This window comes from Clostridium estertheticum (genome assembly GCF_018861295.1).
GTDB classification, from domain to species: Bacteria; Bacillota; Clostridia; order Clostridiales; family Clostridiaceae; genus Clostridium_AD; species Clostridium_AD estertheticum_D.
This window is the reverse complement of sequence record NZ_JAHLDM010000028.1, coordinates 22,752-39,751: the sequence shown is the minus strand read 5'-3', so window position 1 is coordinate 39,751 and position 17,000 is coordinate 22,752. Positions and strand designations below refer to the sequence as shown.

General features: G+C 30.5%; 18 protein-coding genes and 1 tRNA gene. 17 read left to right on the top strand and 2 right to left on the bottom strand.

Annotation, left to right across the window (positions count from 1 at the left end):
• Positions 1-15: 15 nt before the first annotated feature.
• The 14 genes from KPL54_RS21185 (at position 16) to KPL54_RS21120 (ending at position 11,273) form a co-directional block, all read left to right on the top strand.
• On the top strand, positions 16-234 hold the full coding sequence (locus KPL54_RS21185; protein WP_375373009.1) for a DUF951 domain-containing protein: 219 nt from the start codon (positions 16-18) through the stop codon (positions 232-234).
• Between the two features lie 96 nt (positions 235-330).
• Complete coding sequence (rpsF, locus tag KPL54_RS21180) at positions 331-618, top strand: 30S ribosomal protein S6 (RefSeq protein ID WP_071614784.1); 288 nt, start codon at positions 331-333, stop codon at positions 616-618.
• An 11-nt stretch (positions 619-629) separates the two neighbouring features.
• Complete coding sequence (locus KPL54_RS21175; protein ID WP_071614783.1) at positions 630-1,070, top strand: single-stranded DNA-binding protein; 441 nt, start codon at positions 630-632, stop codon at positions 1,068-1,070.
• Between the two features lie 25 nt (positions 1,071-1,095).
• The gene (gene rpsR / locus KPL54_RS21170; RefSeq protein WP_071614782.1) at positions 1,096-1,359 is read left to right on the top strand and encodes a 30S ribosomal protein S18; all 264 of its coding nucleotides are present in this window, start codon (positions 1,096-1,098) and stop codon (positions 1,357-1,359) included.
• A 346-nt stretch (positions 1,360-1,705) separates the two neighbouring features.
• On the top strand, positions 1,706-2,020 hold the full coding sequence (locus KPL54_RS21165; RefSeq protein ID WP_171298991.1) for a MazG-like family protein: 315 nt from the start codon (positions 1,706-1,708) through the stop codon (positions 2,018-2,020).
• Between the two features lie 15 nt (positions 2,021-2,035).
• Positions 2,036-3,043, top strand: a complete 1,008-nt coding sequence (locus KPL54_RS21160; RefSeq protein WP_216108505.1) for a DUF2232 domain-containing protein — start codon at positions 2,036-2,038, stop codon at positions 3,041-3,043.
• A 14-nt stretch (positions 3,044-3,057) separates the two neighbouring features.
• Positions 3,058-5,049: a DHH family phosphoesterase gene (locus KPL54_RS21155; RefSeq protein WP_216108504.1), complete on the top strand. Its 1,992-nt coding sequence runs from the start codon at positions 3,058-3,060 to the stop codon at positions 5,047-5,049.
• Positions 5,049-5,492 (top strand): 50S ribosomal protein L9, encoded by a 444-nt coding sequence (gene rplI / locus KPL54_RS21150; RefSeq protein ID WP_071614778.1) that lies wholly within the window; start codon positions 5,049-5,051, stop codon positions 5,490-5,492. Before KPL54_RS21155 ends, rplI begins: the two co-directional genes overlap by 1 nt.
• A gap of 70 nt (positions 5,493-5,562) precedes the next feature.
• On the top strand, positions 5,563-7,467 hold the full coding sequence (lonC, locus tag KPL54_RS21145) for a Lon family ATP-dependent protease (protein ID WP_216108503.1): 1,905 nt from the start codon (positions 5,563-5,565) through the stop codon (positions 7,465-7,467).
• Positions 7,468-7,611: 144 nt separating this feature from the next.
• A complete protein-coding gene (locus KPL54_RS21140) occupies positions 7,612-8,943 on the top strand; it encodes a replicative DNA helicase (RefSeq protein WP_071614776.1) in 1,332 nt (443 codons plus the stop codon).
• Positions 8,944-9,243: 300 nt separating this feature from the next.
• A complete protein-coding gene (locus KPL54_RS21135; protein WP_216108502.1) occupies positions 9,244-10,299 on the top strand; it encodes a ParM/StbA family protein in 1,056 nt (351 codons plus the stop codon).
• A gap of 2 nt (positions 10,300-10,301) precedes the next feature.
• A complete protein-coding gene (locus tag KPL54_RS21130) occupies positions 10,302-10,691 on the top strand; it encodes a hypothetical protein (RefSeq protein ID WP_216108501.1) in 390 nt (129 codons plus the stop codon).
• A 147-nt stretch (positions 10,692-10,838) separates the two neighbouring features.
• Positions 10,839-11,165, top strand: a complete 327-nt coding sequence (locus KPL54_RS21125) for a TM2 domain-containing protein (protein WP_216108500.1) — start codon at positions 10,839-10,841, stop codon at positions 11,163-11,165.
• 32 nt (positions 11,166-11,197) lie between these two features.
• Positions 11,198-11,273, top strand: a tRNA-Thr gene (locus tag KPL54_RS21120).
• 96 nt (positions 11,274-11,369) lie between these two features.
• On the opposite strand, the gene KPL54_RS21115 is transcribed toward KPL54_RS21120, so the two are convergent.
• Positions 11,370-12,041 (bottom strand): VTT domain-containing protein, encoded by a 672-nt coding sequence (locus tag KPL54_RS21115; protein ID WP_216108499.1) that lies wholly within the window; start codon positions 12,039-12,041, stop codon positions 11,370-11,372.
• A gap of 623 nt (positions 12,042-12,664) precedes the next feature.
• Between KPL54_RS21115 and KPL54_RS21110 the strand changes: the two genes are divergently transcribed.
• Positions 12,665-13,576, top strand: a complete 912-nt coding sequence (locus tag KPL54_RS21110; protein WP_216108498.1) for a C40 family peptidase — start codon at positions 12,665-12,667, stop codon at positions 13,574-13,576.
• Between the two features lie 55 nt (positions 13,577-13,631).
• Here KPL54_RS21110 and KPL54_RS21105 read toward each other — a convergent pair whose 3' ends face one another.
• Positions 13,632-13,886, bottom strand: coding sequence for a hypothetical protein (locus KPL54_RS21105; protein WP_216108497.1), 255 nt, complete (start codon positions 13,884-13,886; stop codon positions 13,632-13,634).
• Between the two features lie 308 nt (positions 13,887-14,194).
• Between KPL54_RS21105 and KPL54_RS21100 the strand changes: the two genes are divergently transcribed.
• Together KPL54_RS21100 and KPL54_RS21095 are read left to right on the top strand one after the other, a co-directional pair.
• A complete protein-coding gene (locus KPL54_RS21100; RefSeq protein ID WP_071614770.1) occupies positions 14,195-15,157 on the top strand; it encodes a 3'-5' exoribonuclease YhaM family protein in 963 nt (320 codons plus the stop codon).
• A 286-nt stretch (positions 15,158-15,443) separates the two neighbouring features.
• Complete coding sequence (locus KPL54_RS21095) at positions 15,444-16,856, top strand: NAD(P)/FAD-dependent oxidoreductase (RefSeq protein WP_216108496.1); 1,413 nt, start codon at positions 15,444-15,446, stop codon at positions 16,854-16,856.
• The last annotated feature ends 144 nt before the right edge of the window (positions 16,857-17,000 follow it).

The following is a 17,000-nucleotide window of genomic DNA, read 5'->3' as shown; positions in this document are numbered from 1 at the left end:
AAGGTGGGATGTTTGATGAAAGTATTTAATTTAGGAGATATCGTTGAAATGAAAAAAGTTCACCCTTGTGGTAGTAAAGACTGGGAAATAATTAGATTGGGTGCAGATATTAAAATAAAATGCTTAGGGTGTGCGAGAATAGTTATGCTTCCAAGAGTTAAGTTTGACTCAGGAGTAAAGAAAATAATAAAAGAAAATGCGTTAAATAAAGAAAAAGGAATTACTAAGGAATAATTACTTGATTTTTTTAAAATTAAATGATATAATCTATTATTGTAATCCCTGCCGTGCAATGCATGGCCGTTAGTCCGAGGGGAGGAGGTGAAATTAATGAGAAAATATGAAACTATATTCATATTACATCCTTCATTAGACGAAGAAGCTGTTAAAGCTAACGTTGAAAAGTTTAAAGGTGTAATAGAAAATAATGGTGGAGAAGTTGAAAATGTTGATGCGTGGGGCAAAAGAAAACTAGCTTATGAAATACAAAAAGTTGGTGAAGGTCACTATACATTAATCAATTTCAATGCAAATCCAGAATTACCTAAAGAATTAGATAGAGTATTCAGAATTACTGACAGTGTTATAAGACATATCATAATAAATCCAGAAAAATAGGTGGTGTTTTTATGAATAAAGTTGTTTTAGTTGGTAGATTAACAAAAGATCCTGAGCTTAAATTCGCTCAAGGAACAGGAACAGCTGTAGCCACTTTCACTGTAGCCGTTAATAGAAGATTTAAAAGAGAAGGTCAACCAGATGCAGACTTTATACCGATAGTGGTATTTGGAAAGCAAGCCGAAGCTACTGCTAATTACATGAGTAAAGGTAAGCTTTTAAGCGTCTCTGGAAACATTCAAACTAGAAATTATGAGGCTAAAGATGGAACTAGGAGATATGTTACTGAAGTAATTGCTGATGAAGTTGACTTCCTTGAATGGGGAGGAAATAAATCGTCAGACACGAATACTAATCAAGGTGGAAATAGTAGCGAAGCAAATACTAAATCTAATGATTTTGGAAGTGCTAGCGATATAACACCAATTGATGATGGAGATATACCATTCTAATATTAGGTAAGGAGGGAAAAAAATAATGGCTATGAATGATCATAAAAGAAGCGGCGGCGGTGCCGGTGGTAACAGAAAGAGAATGAAAAGAAAAGTTTGTGCTTTCTGTATGGATAAGGCAACTGCAATCGACTATAAAGACATAAATAAATTAAGAAAATATGTTACAGAAAGAGGAAAGATTCTTCCTAGAAGAATTTCTGGAAACTGTGCAAAACATCAAAGAATGCTTACTGTATCTATAAAAAGAGCAAGAAATATAGCATTACTACCATTTACTACTGAATAGAAAATTTTTACTAGCAAATAGGAAAGTTTTCTATACATAATAAATGACTAAAAGCAGCGCCTTAAGGTGGCTGCTTTTATTTTTTTAAAGTTAAATCATCTCCTGGGTAGCTAAAATGATGTTAAATAAAATATTTTAATTAATAATGAAAATATAAATGTAAAATTATATATCATCAAGTGTAATTTGTAGTATACTTATAATTGCAACCCATAAAATGTAAACATGCAAATATTGGATGTTGGTTGATTGTTGTTTATATAGAAACAAACTTTAGTTGCATAAATATAGAAAACTAACTAAAATAGAGTTATAAGCATAAGCCTACAAGGGGAGATGATATACTATGAAAAGGGATGATTTTAATATAATGTCTAATGTTAAGTTAATTGAAAGTTTAAAGGCTGAGCTATTATGTATAATAGGTGATTTCTTCAAGTTGCTAAGCAAAGGAAGTAATGTTGCCCAAGATGCTATACTAGATTGTATTTCAGGGGCAATAATACTTTTATATATATTAGGTGAAAGGTTAGGATATTCAAATATTGAAGTGGATGAGAGCATGAAAAAGAAGCTAAAGGTGGGAATCGTTGAGGGAGATAATATAGAAAAGGAAGGAAAGGACTTAAGTAAACTCTATACGCACCTAAAGGGTCGATAACTAATGGAGGATAAGATGGAAAATAAAGATTATAGTACAAAGGCTATTGTAGAGGCCGCTCTTATATCTGTTATAATTTCGGTAATAATGATTTTAACGAGCTATTTGCCAATGGTATCATTTATAGGCACATTAATATTACCAATTCCTGTGGCAATACTTTATATAAGGTATAATATGAAGGTGACGGTTACTGCTATATTCCTCAGCATAATTTTAACATCTATATTATTTAATCCAATAAGGGCAATATATGCAGCTATCCCTTGTATCATTATTGGAATAGTACTTGGTTATTGTGTTAAGAAAAGTAAAGGGTCATCTATAACCTTATTGTTTTTAACTATAGCATGTTCGATATCAAATGTACTAACAATAGCTTTTTCTTTGTCATTCATAGCAAAAGTCAATTTTATGGATTTTAGTTCTAAATTCATTGGCGCTATAAAGCAAGCGATGAAAATTTCAATTGATGGAGCAAAAAATACTTATATGCAAAATGGTATAACTCCAGATCAATTAAAGGTTTTAGATAGAAGTTATGAAATGATAAATAAAATTGATGTTGCTTTATTTTTGGCAATAATACCAGCAGCTATTTTTATCAACTCATTAATATCAGCTTATTTGAATTATATAGTGTCTAGAGCGATACTAAACAAGCTAAACTATAAGATGGAGCCAGTATTACCTTTTAGCAAAGTTTGCGTTTCTAACATAGTAGGTGCTGTTTTAATAGGGATGGTGTGTATAGGTATAATTCTTGCATCAAAGAATATAACTGGTGGGAAGTATATACGAAGTTCTTCTCAGTTTCTGGTGCAAATTGTATTTATTATAAATGGACTTGCGGCAAGTACATATTATTTAAGAGTGAAAAAAAAATTATCTAAACCAATAGTAATATTGATTTTAGGAATAACTATGATTTCTCCTCTGAGCAGTATTTACTTTTCAATAGGACTCATGGAAATGGCTTTTGATTTTAGAAAGCTTGATCCATATAGAATCAGAAGAAAATAATTGGGGTGCTAATTATGGATAACAAATATAATTATTTTAATGTTAATAATAAAATATATATGGTGACCATGGCCATACTCATATATATAATATTTTATTATGGTCATTTTCAAGTGGGACTTGTAGCACTTGGTTTATACGCAATGCTTGTAGTGTACAATATATACAATTCTAAAATCAAAAAAAATGAATGGAAAATATTTATCGAAAATTTTTCATCTAAACTGGATATAGCAACTACAAGCACTTTAGTAAAACTTCCCTTTCCATTAATAATAATTGGGTATACGGGAAACGTTTTATGGTACAATCAAAGTGTAACAACAATGCTCGAAGGGGAAGATCTTTTAAACAAAAACATTAGGGACATAATAAAGGAACTTAATTTAAAACAAGTTTTAGAGGGTAAAAAGAATATATTTCCAAACATTAAAATAAAAAATAAATGTTATGAAATCTACACAAATATTGTGGATACAAATGAGAACAAAAATGTTAAAGATAAGATTATGCTCTTATATTTTTACGATATAACTGAAAAAACTAATCTTATTAATGGTATTAATGGTGACCGTGAAAGTATTATGATGGTGGAGGTTGATAACCTTGATGATGTTATAAAAACTACAGAAGAAGATAAGGCGCCAATGCTTGTAGCAGAAATCGAGAGAACAATAAATAGCTATAGTCAGAGTGTTAATGCTATGGTAAAGAAGTATACATCTAATAAGTATGTTATTATAGTTCAAGATAAGTACATTGAAAAAGAAATAGAAAAGAAATTTGACATATTAGATAGTGTTCGTGAGATAAGGAATGGTAATAAACTTGCAGTTACTTTAAGCATAGGCGTAGGAAGAGGCGAAGATACACCACTCAAGAATTATGAATTTGCGACTTCTGCGAAAGAACTTGCATTGGGTCGTGGTGGTGATCAAGTAGTTGTAAAAAAAGGTGATAAATTATCTTTCTTTGGTGGTAAAACAAAAGAAGTTGAGAAAAGAACCAAAGTCCGTGCAAGAGTTATAGCTCATGCACTAATGGATTTAGTAAATGAGAGCAATATAATTTTTATCATGGGCCATAAAAATGCTGATCCTGATTGTTTAGGTGCGGCTATTGGTTTATATAGCGTTATTAAGAGTTTAGACAAAGAGTGTTATATTATTCTTGAAGGAATAAATAGTGGAATAAAAAGCATGATGGATATAATACTTGATGATGAGCAGTACAGAAATACTTTTATAACTGGTGAAAGATTTAAAAATGTTAAAAATTCAAATAGTCTACTTATATTAGTAGATGTTCATAATGCAAGTCATGTACAGAATTTAGAAATAGTTAAAGAAGTTGAGAAAGTAGTTATAATCGATCATCATAGAAAGGCACAAGATTTTATACAAGGTGCGGTGCTTAGTTATATGGAAACATACGCATCATCTACCGCTGAATTAGTGACTGAGATGATTCAATATATGGTAGATAAGCCATCGCTTAGGCATATAGAAGCGGTAAGCCTTTTAGCTGGAATATGTGTAGATACAAAGAATTTTTGTTTTAAAACAGGAGTTAGAACCTTTGAAGCAGCAGCCTTTTTAAGGCGTCATGGTGCAGATACTATGGATGTTAAAAAAATGTTTTCTGATGATCTAAATGTTTTTTTAAAGAGAGCTGATATTATAAGGTCGGCAGAAATTAAAAATGAAATTGCGATAGCAGTTTGCCCAGAAGAAATACAAGATACAGTAGTTGCGGCTCAGGCTGCAGATGAACTTCTAAATATTACGGGTATTGAAGCATCATTTGTTATTGTTAAAATAGAAGATGAAATATTTATTAGTGGAAGGTCCCTTGGAAAAATAAATGTACAGTTAATACTAGAGACATTAGGTGGGGGCGGACACATGACTATGGCTGGCACAAAATTTACTTCGATGAAACTTTCCGAAGTAGTAGATAAATTAAAGGAAGCTATAGAAAAATATTTAAAGGAGGATGAAAAATAATGAAAATTATATTATTAAAAGATATTAAAAGTATGGGTAAAAAGGGTGATGTAGTAAACGCTGCAGATGGATATGCGAGGAATTATTTATTTCCAAGGAAATTAGCAGAGGAAGCTACTGATCCTAATATGCATATACTAAATAAGAAGAACGATATAGAAAGAAAAAAGAAAACATCCGAAATTGAGGATGCACAAAACATAGCAAATGCACTTAAAGATAAAGTAGTTAAGATAATTGGTAAAGCAGGGGAAAATGGAAAACTTTTTGGAGCAATTACAAGTAAAGATATAGCTTCAGCATTAAATAAGCAATGTAATTTAGATATCGATAAAAAGAAAGTAGTAACAGATACAATAAAATTATTAGGAACTTATGATGTAGAGATTAAAATATATCCAGAAATATCTACTAAAATTAAAGTTCTTGTTTGTGAGGAATAATCATATAAAACGAAGGGAGGTAACGCTTTAGTAAATAAATGATAATACAATTTATTAAGGCGTATTAAGTTTGAAGATATTATACGAAGATAAAAATGCAGAACAGTTAATAAAGGATGAATTGCCATTAGATACACAAATCGACGTTTTGTATGAAATAATGAGAAATGTAATAGATGAAGGCAGTATTAAGGCTAAAACTATAAAATTTAAACTTCAAAAACATATAAAAAGTGAAGACGTATATAGAAGATTATATGCTTTAAATAAAATTATCAGCAATGGTAAGGGAATAGATATGATTCCTAATGAAAAAAACATACAAGAGGTGTTAGATAGCACCAATGTATGGTTAACTGATGAAATAGCCAAAAGATATGTGCAAAACAAGATTGAAGCAGAAGTTGAAAAAAACCTAATGGAGAAACAAGATAAATATATTGATGAAGTTAGACTAGGGATAATTAAGAAACAAAAGGGTCCCGAAAATGCTAAAACAATTAAAAAATATGATGACCTAAGAGCACTTGATAGCAGAAAACTTACTAAAAATATACAAGCAATGTTAAGACCAGAGAGTTTTAGCGAAATAGTTGGGCAAGAAAGAGCTATAAAATCTTTGTTATCCAAGATGGCATCGCCATATCCCCAACATATTATTCTTTATGGACCACCAGGAGTTGGTAAGACTACGGCGGCAAGACTTGCTCTTGAGGAAGCAAAAAAACTAAGTTATACTATTTATGATAAAGAGGCTAAGTTTGTAGAAGTAGATGGAACAACACTTAGGTGGGATCCAAGAGAAATAACAAATCCGCTATTAGGTTCAGTTCATGACCCGATATATCAGGGAAGTAAAAGAGATTTAGCTGAGGGTGGAATACCCGAACCAAAACCAGGTCTTGTAACAGAAGCTCATGGAGGAGTTTTATTTATTGATGAAATAGGTGAACTTGATAGTATTCTTCAAAATAAGTTGCTTAAGGTTCTTGAGGATAAGAGAGTTGAGTTTTCATCATCTTATTATGATCCTGAAGATGAAAATACACCTAAATATATAAAATATTTATTTGATAAAGGTGCACCAGCAGATTTTGTTTTAATAGGAGCGACGACCAAAGAACCATCTGAAATAAATCCAGCATTAAGATCAAGATGCACTGAGGTGTATTTTGAGCCTTTAGCTGCGACGGATATAGAAAATATAGTAGTAAATGCTGCTTCTAAATTAGAAGTTGAAATAGAAGATGGGGTTGCACGAACTATTGGTAGATATACTATAGAAGGAAGAAAGGCTATAAATATTTTAGCAGATGCCTATGGATATGTATTGCATAATAGTGAACTAGTAGATGAGTCTAAAGTTAGAATTGATATGAAAGATTTGCTAGAAGTTATATCTATAAGTAGATTGTTTCCATATGAGGAATTAGATAAAGATGTTAAAGCTGAAGTTGGACATATATATGGACTTGGAGTATCGGGGTATATAGGGTCTACTATAGAAATAGAAACATCGGTATTTGAAGCCAAGGAAAAAGGTAAAGGACATGTAAGGTTTAATGATACTGCTGGAAGCATGGCTAAGGACTCAGTATTTAATGCTGCATCAGTAATAAGAAAAACGACTAATAAGGATATAAATGATTATGATATACATGTAAATATAGTAGGTGGAGGTAAAATTGATGGACCATCTGCAGGTGCGGCTATAACCGTATGTATAATTAGTTCACTTTTAGATAAACCTTTAAGGCAGGACATTGCAGTAACAGGGGAGATATCTCTAAGAGGAATTATAAAACCAGTAGGCGGTATATTTGAAAAGATTTATGGTGCAAGAAGAAAAGGCATTAAGCTAGTTATACTTCCTAGTGATAATGAAAAAGAAGTACCTACGGGCCTTAAGGATATTGAAACTAAAACTGCTTCAAACATCGAAGAATTAATGAAATTAGTATTTTCATTAACGTAAAGTTACTGTGTATCAACGTAAGGTCTGTTTATTAACATAATGTAATTATTAAAAATAAACTATAATTAATGGCCCTAAAAATGCAGCACCTTCGGTGCTGCATTTTTAGAAGGGCATAAAAGATTAATTTAGGAGAGATATATAATGGATACACCCCTTAGAAGTTTACCGTATAACTTAGAAGCAGAACAATCAGTAATTGGATCAATGCTTATAGATAAAACCGCAATATCAAGAGTGGTGGAGGTTTTAAAGGGCGATGATTTTTACAGGGATTCTCATAAAGTTATATTTAATGCAATATATGAATTATATCAAAAGGACACACCTATTGACATGATTACATTACTTGAGCATTTACGTTCGGCTGAAAAACTAGAAGCTTCAGGGGGAATTACTTATATTTCAGAGATAAGTAACTCAATACCCTCCACAGCTAATTTAAGTTCATACATAAAAATTGTAGAGGATAAATCTACTTTAAGAAAACTTATTAAATCTTCTACTGAAATTATAGAAAATTGTTATAATAAACAAGATGACGTAGAAGCAGTAATGGATCTTGCAGAGCAAAAAGTATTTAATATATCACAGAAAAAAAATGCAGGAGACTTTGAGCCTATGAATACAGTGCTTGAGAGAGGATTTCTAGAAATAGAAAGAATCTTTAATAATAAAGGCGAAACAACTGGTATATCTAGTGGGTTCCCAGAGCTTGATGATAAAACAGCTGGATTTCAAAAGGGTGATATGATCCTTATTGCAGCAAGACCATCTATGGGTAAAACTACATTTGCATTAAATCTTGCCGAGTATGCAGCTCTTAGACAGGGGAAAAGTGTAGCTGTATTTTCTTTGGAAATGTCTAAAGAACAACTTTCCTATAAACTATTATGTTCAGAAGCAAATGTTGATATGTCAAAGCTTAGACATGGTGATTTAGAAGATAGAGACTGGGAAAACATAGCAAAAGCATCCGGACCACTTGCGGCTGCTAAAATATTCATTGATGATACAGCAGGAACTTCTGTTATGGATATGCGTTCAAAATGTAGAAAATTAAAAATGGAACATGGAATTGATATGATAGTCATAGATTATCTTCAACTTATGACTGGAAGCAATACAGAAAGTAGACAACAAGAAGTATCAGAAATATCAAGATCTATTAAGGCTCTCGCAAAGGAGATGCAGTGTCCGGTTATAGCATTATCACAGCTATCACGTGCTCCAGAGCAAAGAACGGACCATCGTCCTATGCTATCTGACCTTAGAGAGTCAGGATCTATTGAGCAGGATGCTGATCTTGTTATGTTTTTATATAGAGATGAATACTATAATGAGGAAACGGAAGATAAAAACGTAGCAGAACTTATAATAGCAAAACAAAGAAATGGTCCTATAGGAACAGTAAAACTTGCATGGATAGGCCAATTTAGTAAATTTGCAAGGCTTGATGTAATTCATAGGGACTAATAAATTAAAATAGGATAACAAAATTTATAAAATTTTGTTATCCTATTTTTATTTGCGCATGAATAATAATGAAGAGGTTGTTATAGCAGGAGTGTTATTAAGTGGTTTTTCTTAAAAAAATATATATATGTATGTTTACATTTGTAAATATACATATATATATTTATAGGTATGTAAATAAACAATTACAGGTTTATTTATAAATATTTACAAATAAAGAAATTAAAAGAAGGATATTAACCTAAAATATAGAATATATAACAAGAAAGAACAAATAGAAAAATTTAGGAGGAAAAAGAAATGAACTTAACAGAAATATCAAAAAAATATCCTGCATTAAATAAAGTGTTGGCGTCAGTATTAACTGTAGATATAGGAAATACATTTACAAAAACAAGTACTAATGTAACTTTTGCGAGTCGTGTATCTGCTGTAAGTAAGCATGGCTCAAGGGCTACAGGAATAAGTAATGTTATTTGGAATGGTAAATTATTTACAGTAGGAAACAAGGAAGGTAAACTAAATATGGAAGCTAACAAATATATGTCAGACCATTATAAGTTAAACCTACTTAATGCTATTGCACTAAGCTTTAAGGGTGAAACTAAGATAAGGGTAAGACTGGCTGTGGGACTCCCAGCAGAATATTATATAGACCATAGTGTTCCACTAAAAAATGAAATCAAGAAGATGGAGAAGCAAACTATAACTATAAATAATGTAACATATGATATAGAAATTTTAGATGTACAAGTATTTAAACAAGGGGGGACGTTAAGTGCTGAAACTATGGAAACATTTAGTTACCCAATGCTCTTACTTGATTTTGGTGGTGGTACTTTAGATGTGTCTCATTGGAAATATGAAAAAGATGAATTTGGTAATAAAGTGCTTGGAATGACTAAGGCTAGTAGTTTTGCACAGCATGGTTTTGAACCAACAATAGAAGCTCTTCTTACTAAATTTAACTCAGCTGAAGGATCGGATGGTAATTATGATATATCAGATGCTATTGAATTTTTAGAGGACAATGAACTACCTTTTGGAGAGGAAAATATATTGCAAGACATTAAAGATCTAGTGTTAAGACCTTATGTAGAGAAAGCAATCAGTTCAATTAATAGCTCTTTTAAACCGAATACTTGTAAAGACATAAGAATAATAGGTGGACCGGCTACTCTATTACTAGAATATTTACAAACTGAGTTTATAAAAACTGAGCCAAAATTAATTGAAAATAAGAATCCTCAATGTGCAAATGCTATACTATTTGCTGAAAGATATAAAGAGCTTTTAGTATTAGAATACTTGGATGGAAATAAAGAAGTTGCTGCAACCAATGTTGAGAGGAAATAATCATGGGGGCACTCCGTAAAACTGTATCATCAAATTTAGGAGATGAAACAGACAAAGATTTAATAAATTATGTGGGCAGTATGGAGAAAAAGGGTATAAATAATTCCAAACTTATTAAGCAGGCGCTGAGGTTTTATAGGGACTATGGTGATAAAGTTAAGAAATTAGATACTGTAGATATTGCAAACATTTTAGATAATCCTGAAGTTAAAGAATATATAGGTAATATAGTTGGGGATCTTTTTAAAAGCGCTATGCCAGATTCTGATTTAAAGACTAGTGATTCAGTTGATGTTAAGAAAATAAAAGAAGAGAAACAAAAAAAAGATATAGATTCTGTTGAAAGTGATTATATGAAAAGGCTTAGCTGCGTAAAAGATATGTCTTTATAGATAGGGGTGACGTAAAAGTCACTCCTATCTATTGTGCAGGTTTATAACTAGTAAATAAATACTTCATTTATATATATAGTAAAGTATTGACACATATGATAAAATATAAATGAGGTATTCCAAATAATATAAAAAAAGGGTGATTTAATGTTCTGTCATAATTGTAATTCTCAAAATGATGATGGATCTAATTTTTGCAAAATTTGTGGCATTAATTTATTGATTCAAACTAATATGACGCAGGAGCGGGATATTAGTTCAAAAAACTGGCTACTCACTTTGCTGCTATGTATTTTCTTTGGTGCAGTAGGTATTCATAGGTTTTATGTAGGGAAAATAGGTACAGGGATTTTAATGATTTTAACTTTTGGTGGTTTTGGAATATGGGTGTTAGTTGATTTAATTTTGATTGTTACCAATGCATTTACTGATGCAAATGGATTAAAGCTTAACAAAAATTTGTATCGTTATTAAACAAATGTAACAGTTAGAAATTCTTAATATATGCTGAAATAGCTCAGTTGGTAGAGTGACGCACTCGTAACGCGTAGGTCGAGGGTTCGATCCCCTTTTTCAGCTCCAATTGTAAATCAAAAAAATGAGTGTATCAAGATGATTAAAAATCATCTTGATACACTCATTTTTTCTTGCCTAGGTATAAATATCTAATAAGTATATCTAAGTACTTGGAAGATCATTTTGTGTATCTCCATTTTTTTTACTTTTTTCTTGTATGAATACTATAATTCCCGGGAGTAATGAAATGATCATTATAGCTATTAACATATAAGAAAAATGAGTTTTAACAAAAGACAAATTACCAAAGAAGTATCCTCCGCCTAAAAACAAGCTTACCCATAATCCACCACCAAGCATATTGTAAGGTATAAATTTTGAGTAATTCATTTTAGAAATACCAGCTACGAAGGGTACAAAGGTTCTAATTATTGGAATAAAACGGCCTATTACGATTGTCATCGAGCCATGCTTTTCATAAAATATTTGAGCTTTTTTTAAGTAATCTTTGTTAATAAACCTTATGTTATCTTTTTCTAATATCTTTTTTCCTATAGTTTTGCCAATATGGTAATTAGCAGTATCTCCGAGTACTGCTGCAAGATATATCACTATTAAAAGAGTAAATATATTCATTGATCCAATTCCTGCGAGAGCTCCAGCGGCAAATAACATGGAGTCGCCCGGTAGAAATGGTGTGATGACCAGGCCTGTTTCGCAAAATATAATTAAGAAAAGAATAATATAAGTTAAAATCCCATACTGTTGCACGATCAAAGTTAAATATGTATCAATATGCATTATTACATTTATAAAATTAGTTAAAATATCCATATTTTCTCCCTTGTAGTAGTTTTATTTCTATTTGTTTCGCTAACTTATTTATCGTTAATTTAATTATAACTACAAATTGTTGTATAAATATCAAATGGGTATGTAAATATTATGTTATTTATATAAAAGTATTATTTATATAAATTAAACATATATATAATAATGGAAGTTGATTAAGATAAAATATTATTGGTGATAATACTAGTAGATAAGAAAAATAAGAAGTTAAAAGGCTACTGTTTAAGCACTTAAAGCGTAATTACATATAAGGTGAGGTTGAATGTATATGAAAAAGATAAAAGTTAAAGTTGGAATAGACAAAAGTAAATTAATAAAAAGTGATAAAAGATTAGTTGCTTGTGGCAAGAATTTTTAAGCATAGGATAGAGAAGGTTATTAAATTAAAATAATAGTGAGTTAGAAAAGTAGTTAAGGTTTAATCTTAACTACTTTTTTCTACCTCTTGGTATAATTATAACCTAGTAATTTTTTGTTGCAAAGTATAAAAGTAACAGTATATATTATAATATTTAATTATAAGTATATAAAAAACAGCCAATTTATGTTACAATAATAACAATAAAAGTAATAATATGTAATATATAATTATTGGAGATGAGTGCATGAAAAAAATAATAACTTTTATAGCAGTTTTATTTATTATGGCAAGTTCGCATACTGCATTTGCTGATAGTGGAATAATAAATGCAAGTTCATTATGTGTAAGGCAAAAATCTTCACTTTCATCTTCTATTATAACTTCACTTTCGAGAAATACTATGGTGAATACACTTGGAAAAGAGGGAAACTTCTATAAAATAAATTATAAAGGTAAAATTGGATACATATACAGTTCATATGTTAAAATAACCACAATAAATAGTACAAGCAGTGTAAATAGATCACTGTTACAATCTATGGGAACGGGGATTGTTACAGCATATAGTTTAAATGTGAGAAAAGAAGCTACTATAGGTGATAACATTATACAAATTATAAAAAAAGGTCTTAAAGTAAATATATATGGAACACAAAATAGTTTTTATAAAATTATATTCAATGGTAAAGTAGGGTATATATCTAAAACTTACATAAGCCTAGTTAATTCACAATCATCTAGGGCTAAGAATATTGAAAGATTAATGGCGTACGTAAATACATTTTTGGGCATGCCATATTTATGGGGAGGTTCAACACCGGCTAAATTTAATGCTGTAGGTAAATATGTAAGTGGTGGTTTTGATTGTTCAGGTCTTGTGCAGTATATTTATAAAAGCATAGGTATAAATTTACCTAGAACAACTATGGATCAAGTAAATGTAGGTTCCTCAATTAATATAAATAGTCTTCAAAAGGGTGATTTGGTGTTTTTTAGGACAAATTTAGCAATACCTAATCAAGTATCTCATGTTGGTATATATGTTGGGAACAATAAGTTTATACAATCACCAAAGACAGGTGATGTTATTAAAACATCTTTATTAACTGGATACTACAATAATAATTTTGTAACAGGAAAAAGACTAATAAAATAAGCTAATTTACGCTTGTCCTATTAATCTTTTCATTAAGAATAAATATTGCTGATGTTTATAAACCTATTAAATGTCTAACAGCATCTATAATTGGGGTTATCACATTTAATAAAATGGCAAGAATATCAGTTAATACAGGAACAGTAATACCTACTTGTTGAAGGACATATATTAAAAGAAATATACCAAGTGCGATACTTAATATCCTTCCAACCATTTTAAATACGGCAATACCAAGATAAGCAAGTAACAATGCTAATGCAAACATAATAATGGTATTAAGATTAATATTAGAAAAATTAACGTTCATGTGTACACCTCCATTATTAAAAAATTATAACTTAAACAATATAGTTTAGCAAAGGTAAAATATTCTGGAAAACATTAGTAAACTTATATTTTATTTAATATTTTAATCTGTTAGATCGAAGTATTTGTTAAATGAGGATTAATAGCTAAGCTATAAAACAATTAGTTTAATTTATAAAGGATAATGATGTATAATTGATATAGATATTAAAGTTATGTGATTCACTTTATAAGTGTAGAAACATTAATTGATTGTATCATCATAACGTATTTTATATAATACATTTATTACAACATAAGGAGATAAATATGGAAATGAAGAAGATAAGCGAAATAAAAAAAGGGGATAGAATTGAAGGCTTTTTTGTTATAAAGTCTGTAGACACAAAAGTTTCCAATAATAGCAATACAAACAAATATTTGGATTTTAATTTAGGTGATGCCTCAGGTGATATAAATGCAAAACTTTGGGAGTGTAATGATGAATTAGAAAATAAGTTTAAACAAAGCATATTAGTTAAAATTAAGGGAACTGTAAATGAGTGGAGAGGAAAACTTCAATTAAAAATTGAAGCAATAAGATTAACTGAGGAAAAAGACAACGTAAATATTTGTGATTATGTGGCAGTAGCACCTTACTCGCCAGAAAAAATGTATGATGATGTTTTAAACTACTTATCTAAAATTGAAAATATAGATATTCAGAATATAGTTACTAATATTTTAACTTATAATGAAGAGAAATTAATGCATTACCCTGCAGCTAAGTCTAATCACCATGCTATAAGATCAGGGCTTTTATATCATACAACCACTATGCTTAAGGCAGGAGAAAAATTAAGCGAGATTTATACTTTTCTAAATACAGATTTGTTATATGCAGGTATAATACTTCATGATATTGGAAAAATATATGAGATGAATGCTAGTGAGCTTGGAATTGTAAGTGAGTATTCAGTGGAAGGACAACTTCTAGGACATATAATTCAAGGAGTTAAAATGATAGAAACAGCAAGTATTGAGGTTAAAGCGGATAAAGAAGTAACAATGTTGTTAGAACATATGGTACTGGCTCATCATTATGAAGCAGAATATGGAAGTCCTAAAAAACCAATGATACCAGAAGCAGAAATGCTACATCATTTAGACATAATGGATGCAAGAATGTATGATATGAATAAAGCCTTAGGGGATACAAAAGAAGGGAAATTTTCAGAAAGAATAAGATCATTAGATAATATAAGTATTTATAATAGTTTTCTTAAGAAATAGACAAGAGTATCTTAATAAAAGTGATAAAAATAGCAAGTGTAATGGAGAGGTTTGCAATTAACTAATAGAAAAATACACTTATTCAATAAATATGAATAAGTGCATTTTTGTTTTTAATTTATATGTAGAGTAATTTAGTAATAATATACACGAACTATTATCGCAAATAAATTACTAATATTCGTATTTTGTATTGACTCCTTAATATTGCTCTGCTAATATTAAGGGGTATGGCAACCAGTGATAATTTTTATTCTATACGGAGTAGTATAAGGAGGCATATGAAATGAAAAATTTTTACGATGTAATTGTTGTAGGAGCCGGTCCAGCAGGAATATTTACCGCACTGGAAATTGCTAATAAAAAACCTGAACTTAATGTACTTATAGTTGATAAAGGAAGAAATATAGAGAAAAGAAAATGTCCAGCGAGGATCAATGGCAAATGTGTCAAATGTAATCCCTGTGGAATAACATATGGATGGGCTGGAGCTGGAGCTTTTTCAGATGGTAAGCTTTCGCTAAGTCCAGAAGTTGGTGGAAGACTTCTAGAATATTTGTCTGAAGATGAATCAAAAAAATTAATAAAATATTGTGATGATATATACATGGAGTTTGGAGCAAATGAAAAGGTCTATGGACTTAATAGTGATAAAGTAGAGGATGTTAAATATGAGGCAAGTAAACACAATATTCGTCTTGTTGAGTGCCCTGTAAGACATTTAGGAACAGAACTTGCGTATGAAGTCTTAAAATCTATGTATCATCATTTAATAGACAATACAAATACAGACTTTGTTGAACTTAGTGAAGTAGAAGAGATAATAATTGAGGACAATAAAGCTACTGGAGTATTATTAAAGAATAAAGATGGTGTATTTAAGGTTAATGCAAAATACGTTGTAGCTGCTCCCGGTAGAGGTGGGGCTGAGTGGATTGCAAATGAAGCTAAAAAACATGGCATAAAGGTTACTAACAATGCGGTAGATATTGGGGTAAGAGTTGAGGTGCCTAATTCTGTTATGGATCATCTAACAAAGGACTTGTATGAAGCAAAATTAGTTTATTATTCTGATACATTTGGTAATAAGGTTAGAACTTTCTGTATGAATCCAGGTGGAGTAGTATCAGCTGAGTATTATGATGATAATACCATTGCAGTTGTAAATGGGCATAGTTATTCAGATCAAAAACTAAGAACAAGCAATACGAACTTTGCAATGCTTGTATCTACTAGTTTTACAGAGCCATTTAATCAGCCTATTGGGTATGGAAAATATATAGCTCAGTTAGGCAACATGTTAACTGGTGGAGGAATAATGGTTCAAAGACTCGGGGATTTACTAAAGGGAAGAAGAACAGATGTTAATAGGTTAAGTAAGTCAACTACAGTGCCTACCCTAAAATCAGCAGTGCCGGGTGATTTAAGTTTTGTATTACCACAAAGACATCTAACGTCTATTGTAGAAGCATTAAAAGCTTTTGACAAAATAGCGCCAGGATTATATAGCAAAAATACATTACTATATGGCGTGGAAGTTAAGTTTTATTCTAGTAAATTTAGTACAAATGATAAGTTTGAAACAGCGATTAATAATTTGTATACTATAGGGGATGGGGCAGGAATAACTAGAGGGTTAATGCAAGCATCTGCAACTGGAGTCATAGTAGCAAGAGATATAACTACAAAGGAAGATTAAGACTACAGCAACGAAGATGATGATTACAATACCTTCGATGATGATTAATTTAAATAATTGGTTATATGAATGTTTAAAGTGTATAATTCAAATATAAAGTAAACATAATAGGCAATGAAGTTTGAGTGACAAGGGATCTAAGAA

Bases quoted from the DNA above. Each gene is read 5' to 3' on its own strand.
- KPL54_RS21155 (WP_216108504.1), top strand. From the start codon at position 3,058: ATGGATAACAAATATAATTATTTTAATGTTAATAATAAAATATATATG.
- rplI (WP_071614778.1), top strand. From the start codon at position 5,049: ATGAAAATTATATTATTAAAAGATATTAAAAGTATGGGTAAAAAGGGT.
- KPL54_RS21185 (WP_375373009.1), top strand. From the start codon at position 16: ATGAAAGTATTTAATTTAGGAGATATCGTTGAAATGAAAAAAGTTCAC.
- KPL54_RS21130 (WP_216108501.1), top strand. From the start codon at position 10,302: ATGGGGGCACTCCGTAAAACTGTATCATCAAATTTAGGAGATGAAACA.
- KPL54_RS21105 (WP_216108497.1), bottom strand. From the start codon at position 13,886: ATGAACGTTAATTTTTCTAATATTAATCTTAATACCATTATTATGTTT.
- KPL54_RS21140 (WP_071614776.1), top strand. From the start codon at position 7,612: ATGGATACACCCCTTAGAAGTTTACCGTATAACTTAGAAGCAGAACAA.
- KPL54_RS21115 (WP_216108499.1), bottom strand. From the start codon at position 12,041: ATGGATATTTTAACTAATTTTATAAATGTAATAATGCATATTGATACA.
- KPL54_RS21100 (WP_071614770.1), top strand. From the start codon at position 14,195: ATGGAAATGAAGAAGATAAGCGAAATAAAAAAAGGGGATAGAATTGAA.
- KPL54_RS21110 (WP_216108498.1), top strand. From the start codon at position 12,665: ATGAAAAAAATAATAACTTTTATAGCAGTTTTATTTATTATGGCAAGT.
- rpsF (WP_071614784.1), top strand. From the start codon at position 331: ATGAGAAAATATGAAACTATATTCATATTACATCCTTCATTAGACGAA.
- KPL54_RS21135 (WP_216108502.1), top strand. From the start codon at position 9,244: ATGAACTTAACAGAAATATCAAAAAAATATCCTGCATTAAATAAAGTG.
- KPL54_RS21175 (WP_071614783.1), top strand. From the start codon at position 630: ATGAATAAAGTTGTTTTAGTTGGTAGATTAACAAAAGATCCTGAGCTT.
- KPL54_RS21125 (WP_216108500.1), top strand. From the start codon at position 10,839: ATGTTCTGTCATAATTGTAATTCTCAAAATGATGATGGATCTAATTTT.
- KPL54_RS21165 (WP_171298991.1), top strand. From the start codon at position 1,706: ATGAAAAGGGATGATTTTAATATAATGTCTAATGTTAAGTTAATTGAA.
- KPL54_RS21095 (WP_216108496.1), top strand. From the start codon at position 15,444: ATGAAAAATTTTTACGATGTAATTGTTGTAGGAGCCGGTCCAGCAGGA.
- KPL54_RS21160 (WP_216108505.1), top strand. From the start codon at position 2,036: ATGGAAAATAAAGATTATAGTACAAAGGCTATTGTAGAGGCCGCTCTT.
- rpsR (WP_071614782.1), top strand. From the start codon at position 1,096: ATGGCTATGAATGATCATAAAAGAAGCGGCGGCGGTGCCGGTGGTAAC.